This window comes from Rhodopirellula sp. UH5 (assembly GCF_056839225.1).
The window spans coordinates 5,890,213-5,913,974 of sequence record NZ_CM166390.1 but is presented as its reverse complement, the minus strand read 5'-3'; the positions used below and the strand labels follow the sequence as shown (position 1 = coordinate 5,913,974).

The window sequence follows — 23,762 nt, the reverse complement described above, 5'->3', positions numbered from 1 at the left end:
CCACCTTGGTGTGCATGGTGACCTCGGCACTGACCCCCGCTTGGTCGCAGTCGCCGGAACCGAACCGTCCCTCTCTCCATCCAACTCCATCGACGAGCGACAATTCCTTGGCCCAGCCTCCTCCGTTGATCCTGGGTCAAACTGGCTCCTCACCGACTGCCCTCCACGACCGCTACGCCGCCGCCCGCCGCAAGCTGGTTGAAACCAGGATTCGCACCGCCGGCGTGACCAACGAAGCGGTTCTGAAAGCCATCGAAACCACGCCCCGGCACGAGTTTGTGCCGTCGGCCGTTCGCGACAAAGCCTACTTCGACATGGCCTTGCCGATCGGTTCCGCTCAAACGATCAGCAGCCCCTTCATCGTCGCTTCGATGACCGAAACGCTGGATCCACAACCGACGGACAAGGTGCTCGAAATCGGCACCGGCAGCGGCTACCAGGCCGCCGTGCTGAGTCCCTTGGTGGCGGAAGTCTATTCCATTGAAATTGTCGACGAACTCGGCACCCGTGCCGCTGGCGTGCTCAACCGCCTGGGATACGAAAACGTCCACACGCGAATCGGCGACGGTTTTCTGGGTTGGCCAGAGGCCGAACCGTTCGACAAAATCATCGTGACGTGCAGCCCCGAATCGGTGCCCGTGCCATTGGTCGAACAACTCCGCGAAGGCGGGTCGATGATCATCCCCGTGGGGGAACGCTACCAACAAACGCTCTACCGGATGACCAAACGCGACGGCAAATTGGTGCGTGAACCCTTGCGTCCCACTTTGTTCGTTCCAATGACGGGCACCGCTGAAGACGCTCGCCAGACGCTCCCAGACCCCGCCAATCCGAAAGTGGTCAACGAAGATTTCTCCGATCCGCCAGGCGCCGATGATCCGGAGGGTTTCGTCCCCGGCTGGTACTACGGCCGGCAAGTCCAGCAAATCGCCTTGCCTGCATCCGACACGGATGGGGCCGAAGATGCTGGGTTGATCCGTTTCGAGAACGAAACCCCTGGATTGGGATCGCACCTGTTGCAGGGCATCGCGATTGACGGAACGAAAGTCTCCTTGATTCGGTTGTCCGCTCGGCTGCGGACAGAAAACGTCGTCAAAGGCCCCGATGCGGATTCGTGGCCAATGGTCGCCATCAGCTTCTACGATGAACTGCGACGTGACCTGGGGACATTTTCGATGGGCCCCTACCGAGGCACTCGCCCCTGGCGGGAAGACAGCCGGTTGGTTCGGGTCCCGCGAACCGCCCGAGAAGCCATCGTGCGAGTCGGGCTGTTTGGCGCGACGGGCAGCTCCGAATTTGATCATGTGGCCATTGAAAAGATCGACTGAATGTCCAACAAGTGCAGGCATTCTTTTGGCGAGCACTCAGGATCGAGCAAAGAGCCGTTTCAGCTCCACCACCACAACAACGCAATCCGATTATTTTACCCAGACTTCTTGATCGGCAACGCCGGTCCGCTATCCTGGCGAAGGCGACGGGCCCCCAGTTTGAATGGCCCGCAGCTTCCAAGTGCAATTCAAGCCGTCAAGTCGCTCACTTTTGTGGTGAGAACCAGTCGGCATTACCAAGAGTCGCGTTAAAAAGGGTGGAGAATCGTTTATGAGGTGCATGCAAACATTGGCATGCCTCACGGTGGCGCTCAGCATGAGCGTTTCTGCAGAGGCGGGTGGCTCCTACGGGAGTTACGGCAGTAGCGGTGGCAGTGGCGTCGTCTACGGCAGCAGCGGCGGAAGCAGCGGGGGTGGATTGCTTTCCGGCCTGCGTGCTCGCATCGCGGCTCGCCACGCTGGTTCTTCAGGAGGCTCGGTCGGAGCTTCCTCTGGCGGTTCGTCCGGTGGATACACCGCGGCGTACGCTTCGTCTGGTGGCTCCTCAGGAGGTTCTTCCGGCGGATCATCTGGCGGGTACTCGCGTGGATCTTCCGGCGGTGGCCTGGCTGGTCACTTGCGTCAAAAAATCGCTCGCATCAAAGCTCGCCGTCATGGCAGCAGCGGCGGGTACGTTGTCAAAGCCAATTACAGCAGTGGTGGCACGTCCTACAGCAGCGGCGGACGTTCGTCCGGCGGCAGCAGTGGCGGCTACTACGCTCCTTCGGTTTCGTATTCGTCGGCTTACTCAGGCGGCAGCAGCGGTGGCAGCTCCGGCGGAGTCAGCTACGCAGCACCTTCGGTGTCGCACAGTTACCCCATGATTGAATCGGCTCCGATTTACTCGGCACCCATTCAGGGCGAAACCTACATGGGCGAAACCATCATCGACGGTGGCGCCCCCATCGGCGAGACCATCATTGATGGCTCGGTCATCGACAGCGGTGCCTCCTACGAATCCCGCAAACCGACGTTGGATGACGACGCCGCTTTGCTGACCGTTGCGGTTCCTGTCGACTCGGCTCGCGTGACCGTCAACGGACACGAAACAACCAGCGATGGCATGGTTCGCCAGTTCATGTCGCGTGGCCTCAAAGACGGCTACCTCTACACCTACGAAGTCGTCGTGACCTACGACGTCGACGGGGAAGAGCGGACCGACAAACGAACCATCAAACTTCGTCCCGGCGACATGGAACGTTTGGTGTTCAACCAAACCGAAGCTGTCTCGGACGAAGAAGCTGACGAAGAAGACCAGTTCAGCGTTGTTGAACCTGCTCAACCCGAAACGGTTGTTCAACTTCACGTTCCTGCCGAAGCAAAAGTCGTTTTGGCTGGCAACGAAACCAACGGTTTTGGAACGGTTCGCACGTTCCGCACGACCCAATTGGCCGCCGGTCAAAACTGGGAAAATTACACCGTTCGCGTTCTGTTGGAATCCAATGGTCGCCAACTGAGCCAAGAACGCACGATCAACGTTGCTGCGGGCGACACCGTTGAACTCAACTTCGAGTTCGACGACCAAGCCATCGCCATGCGATAAGCTCAACGTCGCTCAATCGATCTCAAAGCCGCGTCGAGGCAGATTGCTTCGACGCGGTTTTTTCATGCACTCACCGCATCGCCTTGCCTGCCCAAGGCGAAGACCCCGCACGGCGTTCTCCGCCCCACCAATTCGCCCCTGCCTCAGCTCCCCTCCACTTGTCCAGACCTCAGATGTCTCGAGAGAGGTTGTGCCGTTTTTAAGTGCCGTGCCAGTAACGCCTTGAGAACCCCGCCTGCGCAGCGGGCGTGCAGTTTTCTGGTGCTGGGTTTTGGCGGGTTTCTGCAGCAACCACCCATCACAACCCGACGCGTGAGCGAGGGACGCCCCCAACTCCCACGACGGCCCCATCCGGGGCGACCGTTTGTTTTCCGGCATCGGTCTCTCGGGGCTTCCGCCCCGAGCGAAGCATGACGGCCCCATCCGGGGCGATCCCCAGACGCCCGCCACCATTTATTTTTCGAACGTCCCAAGGGAGGGTGATAGTAAACGCTTGGCAACACGGTACTTAAAAACTGCACGACCTCCCAACAGCGGGTGAAGCAAACGGCACGACCTTTTCTCGGCCAACCGGGAGCGAATCACGTTCTCCGAAGGGGTTTTGGAGACAGGGGTGGGCTCAGAAGTTAAACTGGCGAGCGAAACCATCCTTCCCTTCCTCTCCGATAGCCATCATGTCAGACAAGAACCCCGAATCGTCGCTGAACCGGCGAGGAATGCTCACTCGTGCAGCAGCCATTGCGGCTGGTACCACCGCCGTTGCCGCCTCCGCTTCGCACGCCCAAGACGCAACCGGATCGGCGGTTGCCGCCGGAACCGTGGATGCCAAGCAAGGTCGTTTGAACCAATCGGTTTGCAAGTGGTGCTTCCCCAAGATCTCCCTGGAGAAAATGGCCCAAGAAGCCGCCTCCATGGGGCTGGTTGGAATCGACCTGCTTGACCCGAAAGACTTTCCGACCCTGAAAAAGCACGGTCTGGTTTGCACGATGGTCCAGTCGCATTCGCTTGCCAACGGATTGTGCGACACCAAGTTCCATGACGAGTGCCTGGAAAAGATGAACGTGGCGATCGAAGCGACCGCGGCAGAAGGTTGGAAGAACGTGATCTGCTTCAGCGGGAACGCTCGCGGGATCGATCGCGAAACCGGCATGAAGAACTGTGTCGACGCCCTGAAGAAGATCACTCCGGTGGCAGAGAAAGCAGGCGTGACGCTGCAAATGGAACTGCTCAACAGCAAAGTCGATCACGCGGATTACATGTGCGACAACAGCACCTGGGGCGTCGAACTGGTCAAGCGAGTTGGAAGCGACAACTTCAAGTTGCTGTACGACATCTATCACATGCAAATCATGGAAGGTGACATCATTCGCACCATCCAAAACGACCATCAATACTTTGGGCACTACCACACGGCCGGCAACCCCGGTCGTCACGAACTCGACGACAACCAAGAGTTGCTGTACCCGCCCATTGCCAAGGCGATCGCGGAGACCGGATACGACGGCTACTTCGCTCACGAATTCATTCCCGTGCGCGACCCAATCGCAGGTCTTCGTAATGCGGTCGCTCAGTGCATCGTGTGATTGATGCGAACGAGAGGACAGTCGCTTTCCGTCTTTCTTCATCCCGGTAGGGATGTCAGATGGTAGCCGTCGGTAAGCGACAGCGCCACCGGCGGACATGCAAACTCCACGTCACCACTCTCCCTCCCGCCGTGGCCGATGGCCACGGCGGGAGGGAGAGTTTTTTTTGGGGCTCGTTTTCCGGGGGTGCGCTGCTTCGCAGCAACCCCCGGCTACCATCTGAAATCCCTACCGGGATGAGAACCTGCGCAAGCACATGGCGTCACATCACCAAAGATTTCGCAGTCCACCCGAAAGACGTTGCTTCACTGACACGTAAAAAATGAACCCCAGGCGATGCCTGGGGCTATCATAGAGCTGCCCCGTTGGGGCGTAGGACAGAACAAAAATCAACGTTGCATTTTCCGTGTCAATCCCAACCTTTTGACAGTCCAGCGTTAGCCCCGGTTGTGCGTGGGAACCGTGCCTAACGCCCAACGGCTCACATACCCGATGACATCTGCCTGCCCGCTTAAAACGGCGGGGCGACTAACGGCGAAGACGCAGTCATTCGTCGCGACATCGCCGGGGCTTTGACAGCACATGCGGCCGAGTCCTTGCGAGCGAAGGCCTCTTTGACAAGCTTTGGCTTGGCAGCTTTTGGTTGGGCTGACTTGGGCTTGTCAGCTTGCTGCTTCAGCACGCGGCTTTCGTCAGGCACGATGCGCAGTTCCAATCCGGCCAGGTCTTTTTCCTGCATCTCCTTCACCGCGCGAGCGAGCGCAATTCGATCTCGCCGCGTGGCTTCGAAGGAACGCGAAACGATTTTATGGGGCGATGTGCCGCCTTTTTCATAGAGCGCGATCCGCAACCGTCCATCGGTCAAAAACTCTTTGCTGGATCCGACATAGAATTGCCGCCAAGATTTCGAGTCTTTGTCGTATGCGGTCAGCAGGTAGCGAGAACGCTGGGTCAGCGGACGTCGCAGGTATTCTTCGGGGGTGATCGGATCGGTGATCAAATCGCGAATCTCACGGATCTGCAAACGCCGTCGCCGGAACGTGGTGTTGGCTTCGACCAAGGTCGATTCGGGGTAGGTCAGCTCGACTTCATCATTGGGTTCGAACATCAATTGTCTCCTTCGGGACCGAGGAAGCGTTGGCTCAGAAACGTTGGCCTCTCAGTGCGCCTTGCACTGCATTGTTCGCGAGTGCCCGGACACGTTTGGTCAAAAAGCCCTGAATTCATGGTTTCCAGGTGATCCGCAGCCAATACCGGACCGGTTTGCAACGCTCACAGAAACTTTGCGGCACCCCAACGGACGCTTTTGCTAGAATGCGACGTCCCGCCTACTCCCCCGCTTGAGTCACTCCATGGTTCGATTTTGCTGCCCTGCCGACCTGTCCCGGCCATCTCAACGGTTGACTCGATCGCCTCGCTCAGCCCTGCGTCGAAGCGCCCTCTCCTCGGCCGCCTTTGCGATCGTGCTGGCCTCCATTCCCTCGATCACCTCGGCGGATTCATGGCCACAATTCCGCGGCCCGCGGGGGGACGGGATCGTCACCGAGGGCAATCCTCCGGTTGAATTTGGCGAGGACAACAACCGGACCTGGAAAACCGAGCTCGCCGGCAAGGCCTGGTCTTCTCCCGTGATCGCGGATGGGACGATTTGGCTGACTTCGGCCGTGGAGATCATTCCGTCCGAAGAGGAGCGACTCGAACTACTGAAGAAAACCGAAAACACAGAACGCCAGTTCAAACAACTCGCAATCGCCAAATCAATCGAGTTGAAAGTCTTCGCGGTTGATTTCGAAACTGGCGAATTGAAACAAACCATTGAGCTGGCCACCATCGAGCAGCCCGACGCGATCCATTCGCTCAACAGCTACGCGTCGCCCACCCCGGTGATCGATGGCGAACGCCTGATTTGCCACTTCGGAACATTCGGCACATTCTGCCTCGATCGCGCGAGCGGCGAACTGATCTGGCAGCGGACGCTGCCGCTCAAGCACGCGGTCGGCCCGGGCAGTTCGCCCATCATCCACAACGGAAAGGTCATCTTGATCCAGGACGGGATGGAACGCCAATATGTGATCGCGTTGAATGCCAAAACGGGATCCACCGAGTGGGAAACCAACCGCCCTCCAATGGACGCTCCCACCGGCGATCAGAAAAAGGCTTACTGCACGCCAATTGCAATCACGGATTCGAACGGCCGCGAGCAATTGCTCTGCATGGGTTCCCAGTGGATGGTTTCGTACAACTCGGAAACCGGCGAGGAGTTCTGGCGGCTGTATCACGGCAAAGGATTCTCAGTCGTTCCGCGACCGATCTTCGATGGCGAAGCTGTTTACTTCGCGACCGGATTTGGCAAGCCTCAGCTCTGGGCAGCCAGAGTGGACGGAACGGGAGACGTGACCGAATCCCACGTGCTGTGGGCGGTCAAGAAAAGCATCCCAGCCAAACCATCGCCCGTGCTGGTTGATGGCTTGATCTACCTGGTCGATGACAACGGAGTCGCCTCCTGCATCGACCGCGAAGACGGATCCAACGTGTGGTCGAAGCGTCTGGGCGGAAAGTTTTCGGCCTCACCGATTTTGGCGGCGGGCCGGATCTACTTCTGCAATCACAGCGGCGAGGTTTTCGTGATCAAACCTGGGACAGAGTGTGACATCAAAGTGACCAATCAGGTTGAAGGCCAAATCATGGCGTCACCAGCGGTCATCGGCGACGCTCTGATCCTGCGGACGGACACTGCCCTGTACCGGTTCGACCGCTAGGGGGCTGTCACAGCTAAAAGTTAGGGTTGATCGTAGTGGACGAGGCCACGAGTCCTTGGATTTGACGCCAGTTCAGGACTCGTCGCCTCGTCCACTACCCTAAAAATAAGTCCTGACAGACCGCTAGTGGCCCGTCAAAATCGAGACTGAGAGTAGTGGGCGAGGTCACGAGTCCTTTTGAGCGGGTGAGATACGAAGGACTCGTCGCCTCGTCCACTACCAAGAACCCTCATGTCAGGCGTTGCCGCACCACTAGCTGGGCTTTGCCACCGAGGTGACTCGTTTGGCATGGCGGTTGTTTTCCTCCAAGCGACGAGCCGTTTCCTCGCGGTAGAGCTGCGTCGTCGTTTCGCGATCTTCGCTGCCTTGCTTTTTGCGATTGAGCAACGAGCTTGCGACGATGGGGTGAGTGAAACCGTGAACAGTTTGGATGAATGCGGGATTCATGAGATCAATGCTTGAACTTGCTTTGAGAAAGAGGCGAGTGAGAGCGTCGCGAGATCATTTCGGGCGACGTCGACAACGATAGAAAAGGGATGCACGTCGCGTGCCAAAGCTGGCCTTCCGCACATGGACCACGCTGAATTCTCGATCAGATCCTCGACGCCCATGGGCGAGCAGCGGGCCATGGGCGGGCCCAAGGCTCGGACGGCAATCGCCTCCGTCTCCAGAGTGAACGCCCCGGTCATGACTTCGGTTGTAGTGATCAAACGGATCAAACCAAGCGTGAACGCATCGGACGGTCCGTTCCGATCGAAATGAACAACAAACTGCGTGGCACCCGAGTCCTACGGCCTAGGTATGAAGACCGGTCATGAAAACGCAGTGATTTTCACCTTGGCATGTTGCCCAACCTCCCGTCTCCTGAAATTTGAAACTCGGCATGGACTCGAACAGCGTTTGCACCGCGTCGGCATCCAAGAAACGCGTTTCCATTCGATGAACGACCCTTCCCGTCTGGACCGGTTTGCCCAGCGTTCTCTTTCTCAGCTGGACGTGTTTGAGTACCAGTTGCTTCAATTCAGGACAATGAGCGCCCCGCTGGATGCCGCGTTTGTCGGCAAAGCGTTCACCACAATCCGGTCCATCCGTCTGGATGCGGAAGCAACCAACCGGACCGCGATCGTGGCCCAATCGCAAAACTTGGAAACAATTTTGCAGACCGCGGTGCAACAAGTTGCCGACCAGGGATGCTCGCCCACCGCGAATTTGCCCACCGCGAATTTGATTGAGCAGTTGCTTCAAGACACCCATCGCCTTCGATTGCGGATCCTGTCCGACAACGATGCGGCCCTGGAATTTTTCGAGGTGCAGCCTGCCTCAGAGGGCTCCGCCTCAACGGAACCCCCACGCTCGTCTCATCCTGATACACGCAAGACCATTCCAAACGCCGGCACGGACAAGACGCCCGCCCCCAAACGGGCTCGGCCTGAGTTCACCATTCCGCCAACGATCAAGCGTCTGGAGGATCTGCTGGACCAGATCCAGGCCCAACTGGACGACTGCCTGGCCGACGGGGAGCCCCTGGAATTCGATCCCAAGCCAGGAACCACGGGTTCGGCATCCGTCGCCCGAGATGACGGAGAAAGCCCCGACGACGATGCCAACGGGACAACCTGAACGACCTGTGACAAACCGACCGACCGACGCATCGCCAATGGACGTCTGCGGAAAACGGGGAACATTTGCGGGAGATGGGGGTCGAAACCCGCATCCAGGATCACGTCCCCACACCCTCTAGCGGGCCTTCTCGGCACAATCCCCGGCAATCGTCCCTTCGGGTCGTCAACTCCGCTTCCGAAAACATTCCTTCACGGTATCATTTTCGGACATGACTAAACACATTTTTGTTACCGGCGGCGTTGTCAGTTCTCTCGGCAAAGGCCTGACCAGTGCATCGATCGGCATGGTTCTCGAACGCCGCGGGCTTCGAGTTCGAATGCAGAAACTGGATCCGTACATCAACGTCGATCCTGGGACAATGAGCCCTTACCAGCACGGCGAGGTCTACGTTTTGGACGATGGGTCCGAAACCGATCTCGACCTCGGGCACTATGAGCGATTCACTTCTGGCGAGTTGAATCGCGATTGCAACTACACCACCGGGCAAATTTATTTGTCGGTGATCGAAAAAGAGCGGCGTGGCCAGTTCTTGGGAAAGACCGTGCAGGTCATCCCGCACGTCACCAACGAAATCAAACGCGTCATCAAGCGAATGGGCGGCGACGATGTGGACGTCGTGATCACCGAAATTGGTGGCACGGTGGGCGATATCGAGAGCCTTCCATTCCTCGAAGCGATCCGCCAGTTCTCGCTCGACGCCGGTCGCGAAAATTGCCTGTACATGCACCTGACGTTGGTGCCGTACCTCAAGGCTGCGGACGAACTGAAAACCAAACCGACCCAGCACTCGGTCGGTCAACTGCGGGAAATTGGTATCCAGCCCGACGTTTTGGTTTGTCGCTGCGAGCGATCGATCAGCCGCGACGACCGAGACAAAATCGCGTTGTTCTGCAACGTGGAACCCGAAGCGGTCATCGAAGAAAAGGACAAGGACTTTTCGATTTACGAAGTCCCGTTGTCACTGGTCGACAACAAACTGGACGAATTGATCGTCAAGAAACTGGGCCTGACATCGGCAGGCAGCTTGGACATGACCCCGTGGAACGATTTGCTGCATCGCTTGCGCAATCCACGACACGAGATTTCGATCGCCGTCGTCGGCAAATACGCCGAGCACAAAGACGCGTACAAGTCGATCTACGAATCGCTTGACCACGCTGGAATGCACCACGACGCGCAGATCCGGATCGGACGGATTCAAAGCAGTGACATCGAGCGGGAAGGTGCCGAACGATTGCTCAGTGGATACCACGGGATCCTCGTCCCAGGTGGCTTTGGCGAACGTGGTGTCGAAGGCAAAGTCCAGGCGATCCAGTTTGCTCGCGAACGCAACGTGCCGTTCTTCGGCATTTGCTTGGGCATGCAAACGGCCGTGATCGAATATGGCCGAAACGTGCTGGGGCTTGAAAAAGCCCACTCGACTGAATTTGACAAAGACACCCCGCACCCCGTCATTTGTCTGCTGGACGACCAACAAAACGTGACCGACCTGGGTGGGACAATGCGACTGGGGAGCCAGCCAACCAAACTGGTCGCTGATTCGAAAGCCATGCAGTCCTACGACCGCGAAGACATCGAAGAACGTCACCGGCACCGCTACGAGTTCAACAACGAATATCGCAAAGCCTTTGAAGACGCTGGCATGCGTTTCACCGGCCTGAGCCCGGATGGCGGACTGGTGGAGATCGTCGAAATCGACGCGCACCCCTGGTTCCTGGCGGCGCAATTCCACCCTGAATTCAAAAGCAAGCCACTGAAATCGCATCCGCTGTTCACCGATTTCATCGAAGCAGCGATCAACCGTCGCAAACAACGCGTAACCGAAGAGATTGCCTCGGAGTCCGAGAAGCCAAACGCTTCCTGAATCCACTCTGTCTCCTTCCCCTGTTTACCTGATCTGCCATGACAAACTCTGATCCCAAAGAAAACGAACCAGACGAGTCGCCTCAAATCGTGGTGGACTCGGATTGGAAAGAACAGGTCGCCAAAGAGAAAGAAGCCTTGGCCGACCAGCCCGATGCCGATCCGACCGAAGTCGCCCCCAGCAGCGAACCCGTGGATGAATCGACGGAAGCGACCGCGATGCCCACCGGTGGGGCTCAGCTTCCGCCAGCCAGCTTTGAAGTCCTGGTCTCCATGCTGTTCACGCAAGGCATGAGTGCACTCGGCCAAATCCCGATGCCAGGTCAAACGGAAGGCCACGTCGACAAGGCAATGGCCAAGCATTCGATTGACACCCTGGAAATGCTGGTCGGGAAGACCGAAGGCAACTTGTCGGACGACGAATCAAAGATGTTGGGCGAAGCGACGCACGCGTTGAGGATGGCCTACGTCAGCACACGCGGTTAGAGTGAAACGCTGGTTTCTTGGATTCGCTTCTCGCACTTGCATTCTGCTGCCATGCCAACCATCGTTCGAACACCGTTGTTCGGCCTCCCGTGCTTCCCCCGCGTTGCTGGTTTGTTGCTGGTGATGACCTTGGTCTTGAACGGGCCAGCGCATCGTCTGGTTGCTCAAGATGAATCGACACAGGATTCCGCCGCTGTCGCGCTCTATGCCGACGCGGCGAACTTCCAAACCAACGGTGCAATTGGGCTGGCCGTCGACACCTGGACCCAGTTCCTGAAGAAGTACCCCGACAGTGCACTGGCATCCAAAGCCTCGCATTACCTCGGCGTCTGCTACATGCAGCAAGACACCCCAGATTTAAAAGCCGCGGCCGACGCCTTCCAGGTCGCCCTTCAAGACACCGACTACGATCTCCGCGAAGAAAGCTTGTCCAACCGTGGTTGGTGCTTGTACGCCGCGGCGGGAACCGGCGAAGAAGCGGACCCCAAACTGCTTCGCGAATCGATCGCGACCTACGACACGCTGATCAAAGAAAACCCCGATTCGCGATTGCTGGACCGGGCGTATTTCTATCGAGGTGAAGCCCAGTATGCGATGGGCGAGCTGGACGGAGCGATTGAATCTTACAACGCGATGATGAAACTGGATGGCATCGCGGATTCCGTCTTGCGATGCGACGCGCTGTACGCTCGCGGTGTCGCATTGGAAGAACAAAAGAAGTACGACCAAGCCCAGTCGTCGTACCAACAACTGTTGAAAGCCTGCGCCGATTCGGACTTGGTCCTCGATGTCGAGATCCGGATGGGCGACATACTTTTGTTGCAGGGCGAAATGCAGGCAGCCGTCAAACGCTTTGATTCGGTTGCAAACCATGCCAACGCAACTCCCGAGGACAAAGCGTATTCCTTGTTCCGGCAAGGGTACGCGTTCGCTCAAGACGGCGACCCGAGCCAGGCCTCCGCTTCCTACGAAAAACTGCTGACGCAGTTCCCAAAATCTCCTTACGCTGCCGCGGCAACTCTGGCCTCCGCCCAAACGCTTTATCAAGCAGGGGACCTTTCCGGCGCGGCCGCTCGCTTTCGAGACGTGCTCCAAGGCACCGATCCTGAGGCCGCAACCGAATCGGCACACTGGTTGGCTCGCATCGAACTTGGCACCGCGAATCGTGACCCCACCAAGCTGTTGAAGGCGGCCCAGTCCGCTTATGAAGTGGCGTCGGAACAAATCAAGCGAGGTCCCCAGGGCAACTTTGCTGTCGCGCTCAAACTGGATGCGGCCGAGGCCCTCTCCCTGCAACCCGACCGACTGAAAGACGCTCTGGATCAATACCGAGCCATCGCCAGCGACCATGCCGAGCATGCTCTCGCACCGCGGGCTCTGTACAACGCCGCATTCGTGGCGTTGCAGCTTGGTGAGACCGACCAAGCGGCAAAGTTGGCGGATGACTTTGACGCCAAGTACCCGCGTGACCCACTCGCACCGGACGCGTCATTCGTGGGTGCCGAAGCCCTGCTGGCATCGGGCCAAGCGGAGGCCGCTGCAAAACGCTACCAATCATTGGTCGACAGCCAACCACATCGCGACCACCCCCAGCGGCCGACCTGGATTCTTCGCGGGGCGACCGCTTGGAAGGCCGCAGGCGAGCCCACGAAAACCGCCGCCCTGATTCGCGAAAACCTGGGGGCGATGCAAACGCCGGAACAAAAAGCCGAAGCCTTGCTGCTGGCCGGACAAGCGGAATTATCCAGTGGCGATGCAGCGCAGGCCGCCAAGTCGTTTCAAGCCAGCCGGGAAGCCGCCCCTGAGTGGGCCCGTTCCGACGAAGCCTTCCTGATGGCGGGTCAGTCCCAACTGGCCGCCGGGAATCGCGACGCGGCCGCGGGCATCTGGAAAGAACTCATTCGCACCAACGGCGAAAGCCGGATGGCCGACCAAGCCCGTTACAAACTCGGACAACTGGCCAATGGCCAACAACAGTACGCCGAAGCGATTGAATACTTTGCCCCCATCCTGACCTCCCAACGTGACGTTGGCCTGTTGCCATTTGCTCGCTACGCCAAGGGCATGGCGGAACTGCAATCGCAACAACACGCACAAGCCGTGAAGACTCTTTCCGAATTGATCACGGAAACCCCCGACCACGCTTTGATGGACGATGCACTGCTCTCGCGAGGCATCGCTTATCGTCACCTCGATCAAGACACCGAATCACGAAACGACTTGACCGCGTTTTTGGAAACCCAGCCAACCGGCAACAACCTCGGCCACGCACTCTACGAACTGGCGTTGCTGGATCAGAATGCTTCGCAAACCGCGAAGGCAGCCGAGAGTCTGCAACGAATTGTCGAGGAGGTCCCTGACTACCCCGACATGGACAAAGTTCTTTACGAACTGGGCTGGTCACTTCGCGAGAGCGGGCAAGACGAACAAGCGTTGGCCCAGTTTGAACAACTGATTTCAAAGTTCCCCGACAACGCCTTGGTGGCGGATGCAGCTTACTTCGTCGGTCAAGATCACTACCGCAAGGAAGGCTGGCCCGAAGCCGCGAAGGCGTTTCAAATCGCAGCCGACAAAACGGCCGATTTGGATCTGAAGGAGAAGTCGCTTTATCGCTTGGGCTGGTCTCACTACAAGCAGAAAAAGTACGCCGAAGCCGAAGCCGCCTTCAAACGCCAGTACGTCGAAGTGCAGCAGGGCGGGTTGCTGCTGGACGCGATGATGATGATCGGTGAATCTCGCTTCAAACAAGAGCAGTACGACACAGCGCTGCGGGCGTACTCCAAAGCCCGTGAAAAAATCGTTGCCGAGAACGACTCGGCCAAGTCAATCCGAGACCGAGCCGAGCGTCAGGTCCGGGAATTGATTTTGCTGCATGGCGGACAAAGCGCTGCTCAGCTGGGTCAATTTGAGGACGCCATTGATTGGTACAACGAACTCCGCGAACGATTCCCCGCGACTACCTATCTCCCCCAAGTGTTCTATGAGATCGGATTCGCCGCTCAAAACGCTGGGAATGACGAACAGGCATTGAAATTCTATTCCGAGGTCGCGGACAATTTCCGAAGCGAAATTGCTGCTCGCGCTCGGTTCATGATGGGTGAGATTCACTTTGCGAACAAAACGTTCGACAAAGCGATCCCAGAATTCCAGCGCGTCATGTTTGGTTTTGGGGCGGACAAAGCCGATCCTGTGATCAAGAATTGGCAAGCCAAGAGCGGGTTCGAGGCGGGAAGATGTGCCGAACTGCTGACGCAGTCCGCACAAACCGATGCCGCCAAAGCGAAAGCCACCAAGTTCGCCCAGGATTTTTACCAGTACGTGATCGATCAACATCCCGGGCATGAATTGGCTGCCAAGGCCAAGCAACGGGCGGAGGCACTGAAAGCACCGTGAGATTTCTTCCCAACGACCGACGACGCCGGCGCACCACGTTGGGCATCGCTGTCCTTTGGTCCGCGTTGCTGATCACCGCGGTACCAAGTCCGTTCCTATCGCAATCGGTGTCCGCTCAAGAAGGCGCCGAACCGACGGGTGCCACGCAAGGCATCGTTGATGCCGCGGACATCCAGTCCGTGATGAACGACGAACCCACGCAGCAACCCGGTTCGGACCAGCCCTCCGGAATTGACCTGCTGTCACTGATCGCGCGTGGCGGACGGTTCATGATCCCCATCGGACTGATGAGCATGTTGGTCGTGACGTTGTCGGTGGAACGGACGCTGTCGTTGCGAACCGAAAAAATCCTGCCGCGATCACTGGTCAACCAAATCAGCGATTTGGCCGCGACGCACGAGACATTTCCACCCAGCACCGCGCAAGAGATTTGCACCGAGAACCCGTCTCCTGCCGCGCGCGTGATCTCGTCGATGCTGATGCGCACGGGGCAACCACTGGGCGACATCGAACGCGCCGCGGGCGAAGCCTTGCAACGGGAAGCGGATCGCTACGCCAGCCCTGTGCGTTGGCTCACGCTGGCCGCTGCCGCGACCCCGTTGATGGGATTGCTGGGGACCGTGTGGGGCATGATTGTGGCCTTTCACGAATCCAGCACGTTGACGGCAGACCGCAGCCGCAGCGAACAATTGTCAGAAGGGATTTACACAGCCCTGGTGACCACGCTGGCTGGACTGACCGTTGCGATCCCTGCCGCCATCCTCGCCCAGTACCTTGAAAACCGAATCGCCAAGTTGTTTCATCGCATCGAAGAATTGGCGTTCACCATCGCGCCCGGATTGGTGCGTTTTGTAGGCCGTTCGCGAATGGACGCGGAAGGTCAACTCCGCCCACTCGACAACGGGGCACCACCGCCGGTGACCGTCCACTCACCGCCCCCTGTCACCACCTCGTGATCGATCATGGCTGTTCAACTCAAACGCTCCAACGTTGCCGGAACACTCAGTCTGACCCCATTGATCGATGTGGTCTTTTTGCTGCTGATTTTCTTTCTGGTGACCAGTGAGTTTGAAGACGAGGAACGCCGGCTCGACATCGTGCTGCCGTCAGCGACCAGCGCCGTTCCGATGACCAGCAAACCACGCGAAGTCGTGGTTGACATCGATGCCGATGGGACCGTTTACCTGCGCGGCAAATCCACCCCGCTGAAAGAACTCGAACGACTGCTTCAAAAAGCGGTCGCCAGCAACCCGACCAACCAAACGGTGGTGATCCGCGCCGACCAAAACGCCAGCTTTCAACCGGTGGTGAACGTCATGGACGTGTGCAATCGCACTGGAGTGAGCGACTATTCGGTCTCCACCAAAGACGGGCCAGCGGGCTGATCTGGTGAGTAAAGAACCAACCTTCTTTGACGAGATTGCAGATCCCGAGGACGAGCGCATGTGGCCGCTCGACCTGGCCTTGGTTTCGTTGACCGGCCTGATCCTGTACATGATTCTGGGTTACCTCTCATTTGATGACCCAAGACCGCTGTACAACGCCTGGACTTACGTGATCGCGGTGCCGCTGGTCGGTGCTGGACTTGCGTTTGGCCTGCACCAGGTCGCGTCCAAGTACGTTCAGAAATCGTTCCAGCTTGGGTTCCTGTTCAGCATCTTCGTGCACCTGCTGTTGATCGTGCTGGCGGTGCGTTGGGTGATCTTCCCCCACTACTTCCCGGAAGCCTTCGCCGGGGTCAAACCCGATCGTTCTCCGATCCGCAAAACAGTTCCGGAGTACCTGTTTCAGAAGCCCGATGAATCCAATGCGGTGACGCCTGACTGGTCCCAACCCGTGGATGCCGAGACGACATCCCAAGTCATTCCGCTCGAGCAGCGGCAGATGCCACCGGTGAAACGTTCCGCGCCGCGACTGGAAATCCCTCGCCCCAATCAAGAGCAACCGCGAGAGCCAGAAAAGTTCTTGATGGAACGCGCTCAGCCGGAGATGGCCAAACCGCAGCCCTCGGAGTCGCCATCTCGCTTGGCTCGACGACGACAACCGACCGAGCCGACGCCTCAGTCACAGTCTGCCCCTCAAGCCCCCGAGATCGACACTGCAGTGGCGCCGACGGCAGAGCAAATGCCTGCCGAGAAATCGACGTCTGCGGCGGCCAAGCGTCAACGCAGCGGCGCCAGCGTCGCGATGTCAGCGGACATGTCGCCAGCTCCCACCCAAGACACGACACCGATGCCGACCCCGACAATGCGAGCGATGGCGGAATCGATGCCGACGGTTGGGTCCGCAGGGCTGGCTCGTGAGCGCAGCCAACGGCAGCGTCCCACGCGGCAATCCGCTGCCGGAGCTGCCCCCACGCCACCAACCGTCTCGATCGCGAAAGTGGAAGTCGACGCGGAACGCATGCTGACACCGGAACTGGCTCCGATTCAAAGAACCAGCCAAGCGGTGGGCGCCAACGTGACGCTTTCACCCGGTGAATCCGCCATGGCCGCGGTCGACAACGCGCCGACAACGGGGCAGGGCAACCTGCCTCAGGCAGCGAGATTGGCCACGATGGCGGGGATGCCCGAGGCAACCAACCAAGCACTCAGCAGGCCACGATCCGCCAAACGCCGAAGCGTTGGCCAACGCACTGGCTCCACCGGACCGGGCCCCGATTCGGGAGCCATCGCCGCGATGCTGGCCGATGCCACCGACGACGGCTCCGCGCCGGGCGAAGCGTCCGATGCGGCCACGGACCGGATGCAGAACGACGATGGCCCGTCGCGTGACGTGGCCCGCTCTGCCGAATCGTCATGGAACGAATTGGCGATGACGGCGGACCCTGTCTTTGATCTCAACGCTCCGGAGGGTCCAGCGGGATTGTCCATCGAGCGAGCGGACAAAGCGGGCATCGTCCCATCCGATGAACCAGTCGAAATGGCCGCGTTGGATCTCACCCGGGGCCAGCGTCAACGACGCGATGTCGGTGGACCAGTCACTCCCGCAGGTCTGTCCATCGCAGCCGTGGAACAGTTCAGCCGGCGTGTTCAACGCACCAACGGCGGCGCCGCGCCCGCGCCTGCAGGCATGGTCGGCCCCGCCACGGAAGAAGCCATTGAACTTGGACTCGCGTTCCTCGCTTCGCTGCAAAACGAAGATGGCAGCTGGGCACTCCAAGGGCACGGCGAAGACGTGATCCTGCAATCCGACACGGCCGCGACAGGCATGTGCCTGCTGGCGTTTCAAGGTGCTGGCTACACCCACCGGCAACATCAGTACGCCTCTGTTGTCGCCAAGGGCCTGAAGTTCCTGATCGACAACCAACGCACCAACGGTGATTTGTACCGTCGTGAAAATCCGCTGAGCGACCAAAACGTTGCCTTCTATTCCCACGGAATCGCAGCCTTGGCATTGTGCGAAGCGTACGGCATGACCCAAGACAGCGAACTGCGCGAACCAGCCCAGATGTGCCTCAACTACATCGAAGCAACTCAGCACCGACAACGCGGCGGATGGCGTTACACACCGCAGGTCAGCAGCGACACCAGCGTCACGGGCTGGATGATGATGGCCCTCAAGAGTGGCGAATTGTCCGGGCTGGATGTTTCCCCGGACACTTACGCTGGGATCAATCGCTGGCTGGAACTGGCCAAAGCCAGCCCCACGGAACGGGACCGCTATCGCTACAACCCGTTTGCTCCCGACACGCCTGCCCAGGCTCACGGACGCCGCCCATCACCCACGATGACTGCGGTGGGCATTTTGATGCGAATGTATTCCGGCTGGAGCCGCGAGAATGAAGACATGCAATCGGCGGCAGACTACATCGCCAAATTCCCACCCAGCGTTGGGACCAACCGAGTCCCGCAGCGAGACACTTACTACTGGTACTACGCCACCCAAGTCATGTTCCACATGGGCGGTGAGCACTGGGAGAACTGGAATCAGTATCTCAATCCGGTCCTGATTGACAGCCAAATCAAACGCGGTCCCGAAGCAGGCAGCTGGGATCCAGAACTACCCGTTCCCGATCGCTGGAGCGCTCACGGCGGGCGCTTGTACGTCACCGCGATGAACTTGCTCAACCTGGAAGTCTACTACCGGCATCTGCCGATCTACGAAGAGACCGGCGCTCAACCAACGCCTTAGGCTGGACTGCAAAATTTTGCTATGAATGCTTTGATAGCGGATGCAATTTCCCATCCAGCTTCTGCCTTTCTTCATCCCGGTAGGGATGTCAGATGGTAGCCGTCGGTAAGCGATAGCGCCGCCGACGAACATGCAAATCCCGCCTCGCCACTCTCCATCTGCGAAATGGATTGAATCAACAGCCGGTGAGACTCAGCGTGACGAAGGTCGTCCGCCACGTCCGCGACCGTTCTTGGAACCGCCACCGGACTTGCTGGCTTCACCGCCTGCGGACTTGCGTCCGACCGTGCTGCCACGACCACTGACGCTGCCTGCAGCACGTCCACGGCGACGTCCGCCGCCGGGCTTGGACCCACCGCTGCCCGAACCACCTTGATGGTCGGAAGAAGATCGCGAACGACCTCCGCCGCCGGATCGGCCGCCCGAACGAGAGTTCGATTTATCGCCCGAACCTGGGTCCTGAAGCGGCCGAGGCTGGCAACCGGGCAGTCCAGTCGCAACCGGAATCTGAAGCTTGATTTCGCGTTCAATCGCAATGAAAAACTTGGTCTCGTGGCCGCCACAGAACATGACGGTCTCGCCTTCACGGCCCGCTCGCCCCGTTCGACCGATGCGGTGCACGTAGGCTTCGGGAGTGTTGGGGGTGTCGTAGTTGATCACCGTTTGAATGCCATCGATGTCGATGCCGCGAGCGGCCACGTCGGTGGCCACCAACACATCCAGTTCATCATTCTTGAATTTATTCAGCGTCCGCACACGATTGGCTTGCGTTTTATTGCCATGAATCGCCGCCGCTTTGACACCGGCTTTGACCAATCGACGCGCCACCGCATCGGCGCCGTGCTTGGTGCGAGTGAACACCAACGTCGACCCAGTGGCCTTCGTTTCGATGAAGTGATTCAGCAATCGCGGCTTGTCAGCTTGGGCGACAAAGCAAATCGACTGTTCGATGCGCTCGACCGTTGGCTTTTGCGGTGCGATCTGGATCGTGATCGGATCGACCAGGATCTCATCGGCCAATTTGCGAATCGGGCCGGGCATCGTCGCGGAGAACAACAGGTTCTGCCGATCGCGAGGCAGCAGTTTCAAAATGCGCTTGACATCGGGCAAGAACCCCATGTCGAGCATGTGATCCGCTTCGTCCAGAACGAGGATCTCGACGTCTTTTAAATCCACAAACCCTTGGCTGACCAAGTCCAACAATCGACCGGGCGTGGCCACCAAGGTGTCCACACCGGATTGCAGTTCGCGAACCTGTGGATTTTGGTTGACACCTCCGAAAATGACCGTGCTGCGAAGCCGAGTCTTCTTGCCGTAGATCCGGAAATTCGCCTCGATCTGAGCCGACAATTCGCGGGTCGGGGACAGCACGAGCGTGCGGATGGGGCGCCTTCCGGGGCGACCACCACGACGGTTGGACGGCTCTCGCCGTTCCTGATCGTCTTCCCACATGATCTGCAGGATGGGCAGTGCAAACGCCGCCGTTTTTCCCGTGCCAGTTTGCGCGGCACCCAGGACGTCGTTGCCGTCAAGAATTTCGGGGATCGACTGAGCTTGAATCGGGGTGGGAGTTTCGTAGCCGGCTTGCTCGAGGCCTTGCAGCAAAGGGCCAGACAGCCCTAAATCTTCAAATTTGTTCAAAACAGGGTCCAAGGTTGGGTTCGAATCACGTGAAGCGTGACCCATGCAATCAGCGAATCCCAAGAACCATTCCAGGTTGCTCAAGAACTCGCCCCAGGACCAAGATGGTGTTCCCCTCGCTCACAACCATGTGATCGACACAGGGACCCAATGAACCCGGATGCGTTGCCCGCCATTTCGCGAAAACAATCGTCGCGGGCGGTTTGTGTTGAAAGACTAGCTCTCCGTCCCCAAAAGTCCATTGCAAATCGGCTCGATCGTCATGGAATGCGACTTTCTGCCCCCCAGCGATTCACCAGCGGAGCAATCCTCACTCCCCCAATCGCTCGGCTCAACAAGGCCCGAAGGGTCGCCAGATCCACTGTCGGGGTCGTCAGGCCCCGGAACGATGAACCGCCCAAACAGCCCAAGCAACGCGTGAACAACAAGTGACGATGTTAGCGGTGTGGCGCAAGCCGCCCGGTGAGGGATCGGAGGGCTCGCGTCCTTCCGCTTCGTCACTTGTTGTTCACGCGTTGCTAAGCCCCAACGGAGCGACACAGCCCGCATTGGGCTGAGCTGAACAAGCGAAAATCTTGCGGAAGATCCGCGCCCCGACTCTTCTCGGTTGGCTCCTAGCGATCGCCCTCGGTGCGGTGATCGAAATGACTAAGCGGGTAGGCAGGAATGACTGGGTAGAACCTCACGCAGGCGAGCCTCTCTGAGACTCGCAAATAACAGCGTCTCGGAGAGACGCCGCCACGTGACCAAACCCAATGACTCCCGCTCACGTGCTTAGCACTGGGCTGGATACGCCGGTACGGTTGGACTGGAAATGGTGTCGGACACGAATGGCGTTGTCCAAACTCCGATGGCGGTGCAAGGCCGACGGACGGGTGCCGAGGCAATGCACTTCATGCCGTGGTTGATCCTCATGCTCGCCGACTTGCGCGGGGAGCCGCCCGTCATGCCAGGCAACCGACCCGCCGGTCTGCCATCCGACTTCTGTTCCCAAGCCGCGTTGGATTCCCACCCACAAACGATCGTTCCCGGTCCCGCACAAGGATTTCGACGCAGAGTCGCGAGAGGCGGTGAGGCGCAGAGGGATCAGACGTTACGACTCTCCCCTGCGTCTCTGCGACTCCCCGCCTCTGCGTCAACTTCTTCCAGAACCGAGCGAGATCAATGGGACGGAGGTCATTGTTGAGAGGATGCGCCTGCTTGTGCCCCCGTCCCCCCTTTTCTTCGCCGTCCAAAACTGGCTGCTTCCTATTCTTCTGTTGATTGGACGCCCGAAACTACGCCCGTCCCTTTGATCGGTCCTTGGCGGTGCAAGGCCGACGGACGGGTGCCGAGGCGATGCATTTCATGCCGTGGTTGATCCTCATGCTCGCCGACTTGCGCGGGGAGCCGCCCGTCATGCCAGGCTACCGACCCGCCGGTCTGCCATCCGACTTCTGTTCCCAAGCCGCGTTGGATTCCCACCCACAAACGATCGTTCCCGGTCCCGCACAAGGATTTCGACGCAGAGTCGCGAGAGGCGGTGAGGCGCAGAGGGATCAGACGTTACGACTCTCCCCTGCGTCTCTGCGACTCCCCGCCTCTGCGTCAACTTCTTCCAGAACCGAGCGAGATCAATGGGACGGAGGTCATTGTTGAGAGGATGCGCCTGCTTGTGCCCCCGTCCCCCCTTTTCTTCGCCGTCCAAAACTGGCTGCTTCCTATTCTTCTGTTGATTGGACGCCCGAAACTACCCCCGTCCCTTTGATCGGTCCTTGGCGGTGCAAGGCCGACGGACGGGTGCCGAGGCGATGCACTTCATGCCGTGGTTGATCCTCATGCTCGCCGACTTGCGCGGGGAGCCGCCCGTCATGCCAGGCAACCGACCCGCCGGTCTGCCATCCGACTTCTGTTCCCAAGCCGCGTTGGATTCCCACCCACAAACGATCGTTCCCGGTCCCGCACAAGGATTTCGACGCAGAGTCGCGAGAGGCGGTGAGGCGCAGAGGGATCAGACGTTACGACTCTCCCCTGCGTCTCTGCGACTCCCCGCCTCTGCGTCAACTTCTTCCAGAACCGAGCGAGATCAATGGGACGGAGGTCATTGTTGAGAGGATGCGCCTGCTTGTGCCCCCGTCCCCCCTTTTCTTCGCCGTCCAAAACTGGCTGCTTCCTATTCTTCTGTTGATTGGACGCCCGAAACTACCCCCGTCCCCTTTGATCGGTCCCCTTCCGTGGGGATCGGTTTGAGATCAAACGCGGCGGAAGGGATTCGTTCTCCTTTGCAAGCTTCAATCCGGTCGTAGGCACTGGTGTGGGGGCTGGTCTCGGGCGTGGTGGACATGGCCGCGCGGACTGGGTTCAGGTCGACGTACATGCTACACGCGAGCAGGCCTGCTTCATCGACAATTCGCTGGGCTTTGAAGCGTCCTTCCCAAAACCGGCCGGTGCATTCGTCTTGTTTGTTGGCCATCCGGGCGATCGGTTCGGCCAGGGCTCTCATGAACCAAGAGATGTCGGACAAGCGGCGGCGAACTTCAGCCAGTCGCTCTTTATCTCGAACCAGCATCTGAACGTCATTTTCGGTTGGTTCGGCGAGGTGTTCTTCGAGGCGTCGACCGGGGAAGACTCGCAGCCAGCGAATCGCCACCTCTTCGTCGCTCCACTGAGCACAAACATCAGGCCGATTACGGAGGATCTGGTGCATGTGGTTGCTCATCACCGCGTAGGAAAGCACATCGACTGCGAACACCGAGGCCAGAGCCTCCATCCGCCGACGAATCCATTCCTTTCGAAACGAGAAATCCTTGCCGGTCGCTTGATCGACACCGGCCAAAAAGGCTCGACGGACACATCGCTGAACGACATGCACGATCCCGACTTCGCTGGAATCAAACTGTTCGCATCGCTGAGGCCGCGGCATGGCTGAGCTCTCTATCTCGGAACCGACTGACAAGACAAAGCGATCCTACGCAGCGGCGATTGGAAGTCAAGGTTTGGTGGGTGGCACCATCCGGCGCGATCATTTTTTTCATGAATTCGCACTGGGCATTACTGCCAGGAAATTATAAGTGGCGGCAAAATGCAGCTACGCTCTCATGGGGACTCGAACGAAGTGTCAATTTCTCCACGGGATGTACCGGCCGCTGAATGGAAGCTTCCAAAAATCGCCAGCGACACAGATGTAGTACCATGAAAAATAATCCTTTGCTCGTCCCTCTCCAACAGTCACATCGACTCTTGCGAGCCCTGGGACAATATAGTGAGGTTGACAACAGATGGCCGGGAGCGACTCAGACGCAACACCCAAGCCCGAGAGCATATTTTCCACGTCAAATTCGCAACGCATCGCTAACTTGTCGTGGGAGAGCGCTCCGATATGCATCTGCAG

14 protein-coding genes and 1 pseudogene are annotated in these 23,762 nt (G+C 58.7%); 11 read left to right on the top strand and 4 right to left on the bottom strand.

Going from position 1 to position 23,762, the window contains the following annotated elements:
* Positions 1-14: 14 nt before the first annotated feature.
* The 3 genes from UH5x_RS20985 to UH5x_RS20975 all read left to right on the top strand — a co-directional run bounded on the left by UH5x_RS20985 (position 15) and on the right by UH5x_RS20975 (position 4,493).
* Positions 15-1,328 (top strand): protein-L-isoaspartate(D-aspartate) O-methyltransferase, encoded by a 1,314-nt coding sequence (locus UH5x_RS20985; protein ID WP_173442618.1) that lies wholly within the window; start codon positions 15-17, stop codon positions 1,326-1,328.
* Positions 1,329-1,644: 316 nt separating this feature from the next.
* The gene (locus UH5x_RS20980; protein ID WP_236696034.1) at positions 1,645-2,910 is read left to right on the top strand and encodes a TIGR03000 domain-containing protein; all 1,266 of its coding nucleotides are present in this window, start codon (positions 1,645-1,647) and stop codon (positions 2,908-2,910) included.
* A gap of 674 nt (positions 2,911-3,584) precedes the next feature.
* Positions 3,585-4,493 (top strand): hydroxypyruvate isomerase family protein, encoded by a 909-nt coding sequence (locus UH5x_RS20975; RefSeq protein WP_482633564.1) that lies wholly within the window; start codon positions 3,585-3,587, stop codon positions 4,491-4,493.
* 511 nt (positions 4,494-5,004) lie between these two features.
* On the opposite strand, the gene UH5x_RS20970 is transcribed toward UH5x_RS20975, so the two are convergent.
* Positions 5,005-5,601, bottom strand: coding sequence for a hypothetical protein (locus UH5x_RS20970; protein WP_482633563.1), 597 nt, complete (start codon positions 5,599-5,601; stop codon positions 5,005-5,007).
* 244 nt (positions 5,602-5,845) lie between these two features.
* On the opposite strand from UH5x_RS20970, the gene UH5x_RS20965 reads away from it, so the two are divergent.
* Positions 5,846-7,252, top strand: a complete 1,407-nt coding sequence (locus UH5x_RS20965) for an outer membrane protein assembly factor BamB family protein (protein ID WP_482633562.1) — start codon at positions 5,846-5,848, stop codon at positions 7,250-7,252.
* Between the two features lie 252 nt (positions 7,253-7,504).
* Here the strand turns inward: UH5x_RS20965 and UH5x_RS20960 are convergent, their stop codons facing one another.
* Positions 7,505-7,699, bottom strand: coding sequence for a hypothetical protein (locus UH5x_RS20960; protein WP_236695933.1), 195 nt, complete (start codon positions 7,697-7,699; stop codon positions 7,505-7,507).
* A gap of 492 nt (positions 7,700-8,191) precedes the next feature.
* Between UH5x_RS20960 and UH5x_RS20955 the strand changes: the two genes are divergently transcribed.
* The 7 genes from UH5x_RS20955 to UH5x_RS20925 all read left to right on the top strand — a co-directional run bounded on the left by UH5x_RS20955 (position 8,192) and on the right by UH5x_RS20925 (position 18,751).
* A complete protein-coding gene (locus UH5x_RS20955) occupies positions 8,192-8,872 on the top strand; it encodes a hypothetical protein (RefSeq protein WP_482633561.1) in 681 nt (226 codons plus the stop codon).
* Between the two features lie 211 nt (positions 8,873-9,083).
* A complete protein-coding gene (locus UH5x_RS20950) occupies positions 9,084-10,739 on the top strand; it encodes a CTP synthase (RefSeq protein WP_047812459.1) in 1,656 nt (551 codons plus the stop codon).
* Positions 10,740-10,777: 38 nt separating this feature from the next.
* The gene (locus UH5x_RS20945; RefSeq protein ID WP_047812458.1) at positions 10,778-11,224 is read left to right on the top strand and encodes a DUF1844 domain-containing protein; all 447 of its coding nucleotides are present in this window, start codon (positions 10,778-10,780) and stop codon (positions 11,222-11,224) included.
* 51 nt (positions 11,225-11,275) lie between these two features.
* Positions 11,276-14,617 carry a tetratricopeptide repeat protein gene (locus tag UH5x_RS20940; protein ID WP_482633560.1) on the top strand — a complete coding sequence of 1,114 codons (3,342 nt, stop codon included), beginning with the start codon at positions 11,276-11,278 and terminating at the stop codon, positions 14,615-14,617.
* 38 nt (positions 14,618-14,655) lie between these two features.
* Positions 14,656-15,573, top strand: coding sequence for a MotA/TolQ/ExbB proton channel family protein (locus tag UH5x_RS20935; protein ID WP_047812456.1), 918 nt, complete (start codon positions 14,656-14,658; stop codon positions 15,571-15,573).
* A gap of 6 nt (positions 15,574-15,579) precedes the next feature.
* Positions 15,580-16,002: an ExbD/TolR family protein gene (locus UH5x_RS20930; RefSeq protein WP_047812455.1), complete on the top strand. Its 423-nt coding sequence runs from the start codon at positions 15,580-15,582 to the stop codon at positions 16,000-16,002.
* A gap of 58 nt (positions 16,003-16,060) precedes the next feature.
* Positions 16,061-18,751: a hypothetical protein gene (locus tag UH5x_RS20925; RefSeq protein ID WP_482636047.1), complete on the top strand. Its 2,691-nt coding sequence runs from the start codon at positions 16,061-16,063 to the stop codon at positions 18,749-18,751.
* Between the two features lie 192 nt (positions 18,752-18,943).
* Here UH5x_RS20925 and UH5x_RS20920 read toward each other — a convergent pair whose 3' ends face one another.
* A complete protein-coding gene (locus UH5x_RS20920; RefSeq protein WP_236695931.1) occupies positions 18,944-20,392 on the bottom strand; it encodes a DEAD/DEAH box helicase in 1,449 nt (482 codons plus the stop codon).
* 2,209 nt (positions 20,393-22,601) lie between these two features.
* Positions 22,602-23,294 (bottom strand): annotated as a pseudogene (locus UH5x_RS20915) (transposase); the annotation flags it as partial.
* Positions 23,295-23,762: the final 468 nt, after the last annotated feature.

What these genes read in the sequence shown, in the direction of transcription:
- UH5x_RS20985 (WP_173442618.1), top strand. Translation starts at nt 15, where the DNA reads ATGGTGACCTCGGCACTGACCCCCGCTTGGTCGCAGTCGCCGGAACCG.
- UH5x_RS20980 (WP_236696034.1), top strand. Translation starts at nt 1,645, where the DNA reads ATGAGCGTTTCTGCAGAGGCGGGTGGCTCCTACGGGAGTTACGGCAGT.
- UH5x_RS20975 (WP_482633564.1), top strand. Translation starts at nt 3,585, where the DNA reads ATGTCAGACAAGAACCCCGAATCGTCGCTGAACCGGCGAGGAATGCTC.
- UH5x_RS20970 (WP_482633563.1), bottom strand. Translation starts at nt 5,601, where the DNA reads ATGTTCGAACCCAATGATGAAGTCGAGCTGACCTACCCCGAATCGACC.
- UH5x_RS20965 (WP_482633562.1), top strand. Translation starts at nt 5,846, where the DNA reads ATGGTTCGATTTTGCTGCCCTGCCGACCTGTCCCGGCCATCTCAACGG.
- UH5x_RS20960 (WP_236695933.1), bottom strand. Translation starts at nt 7,699, where the DNA reads ATGAATCCCGCATTCATCCAAACTGTTCACGGTTTCACTCACCCCATC.
- UH5x_RS20955 (WP_482633561.1), top strand. Translation starts at nt 8,192, where the DNA reads ATGAACGACCCTTCCCGTCTGGACCGGTTTGCCCAGCGTTCTCTTTCT.
- UH5x_RS20950 (WP_047812459.1), top strand. Translation starts at nt 9,084, where the DNA reads ATGACTAAACACATTTTTGTTACCGGCGGCGTTGTCAGTTCTCTCGGC.
- UH5x_RS20945 (WP_047812458.1), top strand. Translation starts at nt 10,778, where the DNA reads ATGACAAACTCTGATCCCAAAGAAAACGAACCAGACGAGTCGCCTCAA.
- UH5x_RS20940 (WP_482633560.1), top strand. Translation starts at nt 11,276, where the DNA reads ATGCCAACCATCGTTCGAACACCGTTGTTCGGCCTCCCGTGCTTCCCC.
- UH5x_RS20930 (WP_047812455.1), top strand. Translation starts at nt 15,580, where the DNA reads ATGGCTGTTCAACTCAAACGCTCCAACGTTGCCGGAACACTCAGTCTG.
- UH5x_RS20925 (WP_482636047.1), top strand. Translation starts at nt 16,061, where the DNA reads ATGTGGCCGCTCGACCTGGCCTTGGTTTCGTTGACCGGCCTGATCCTG.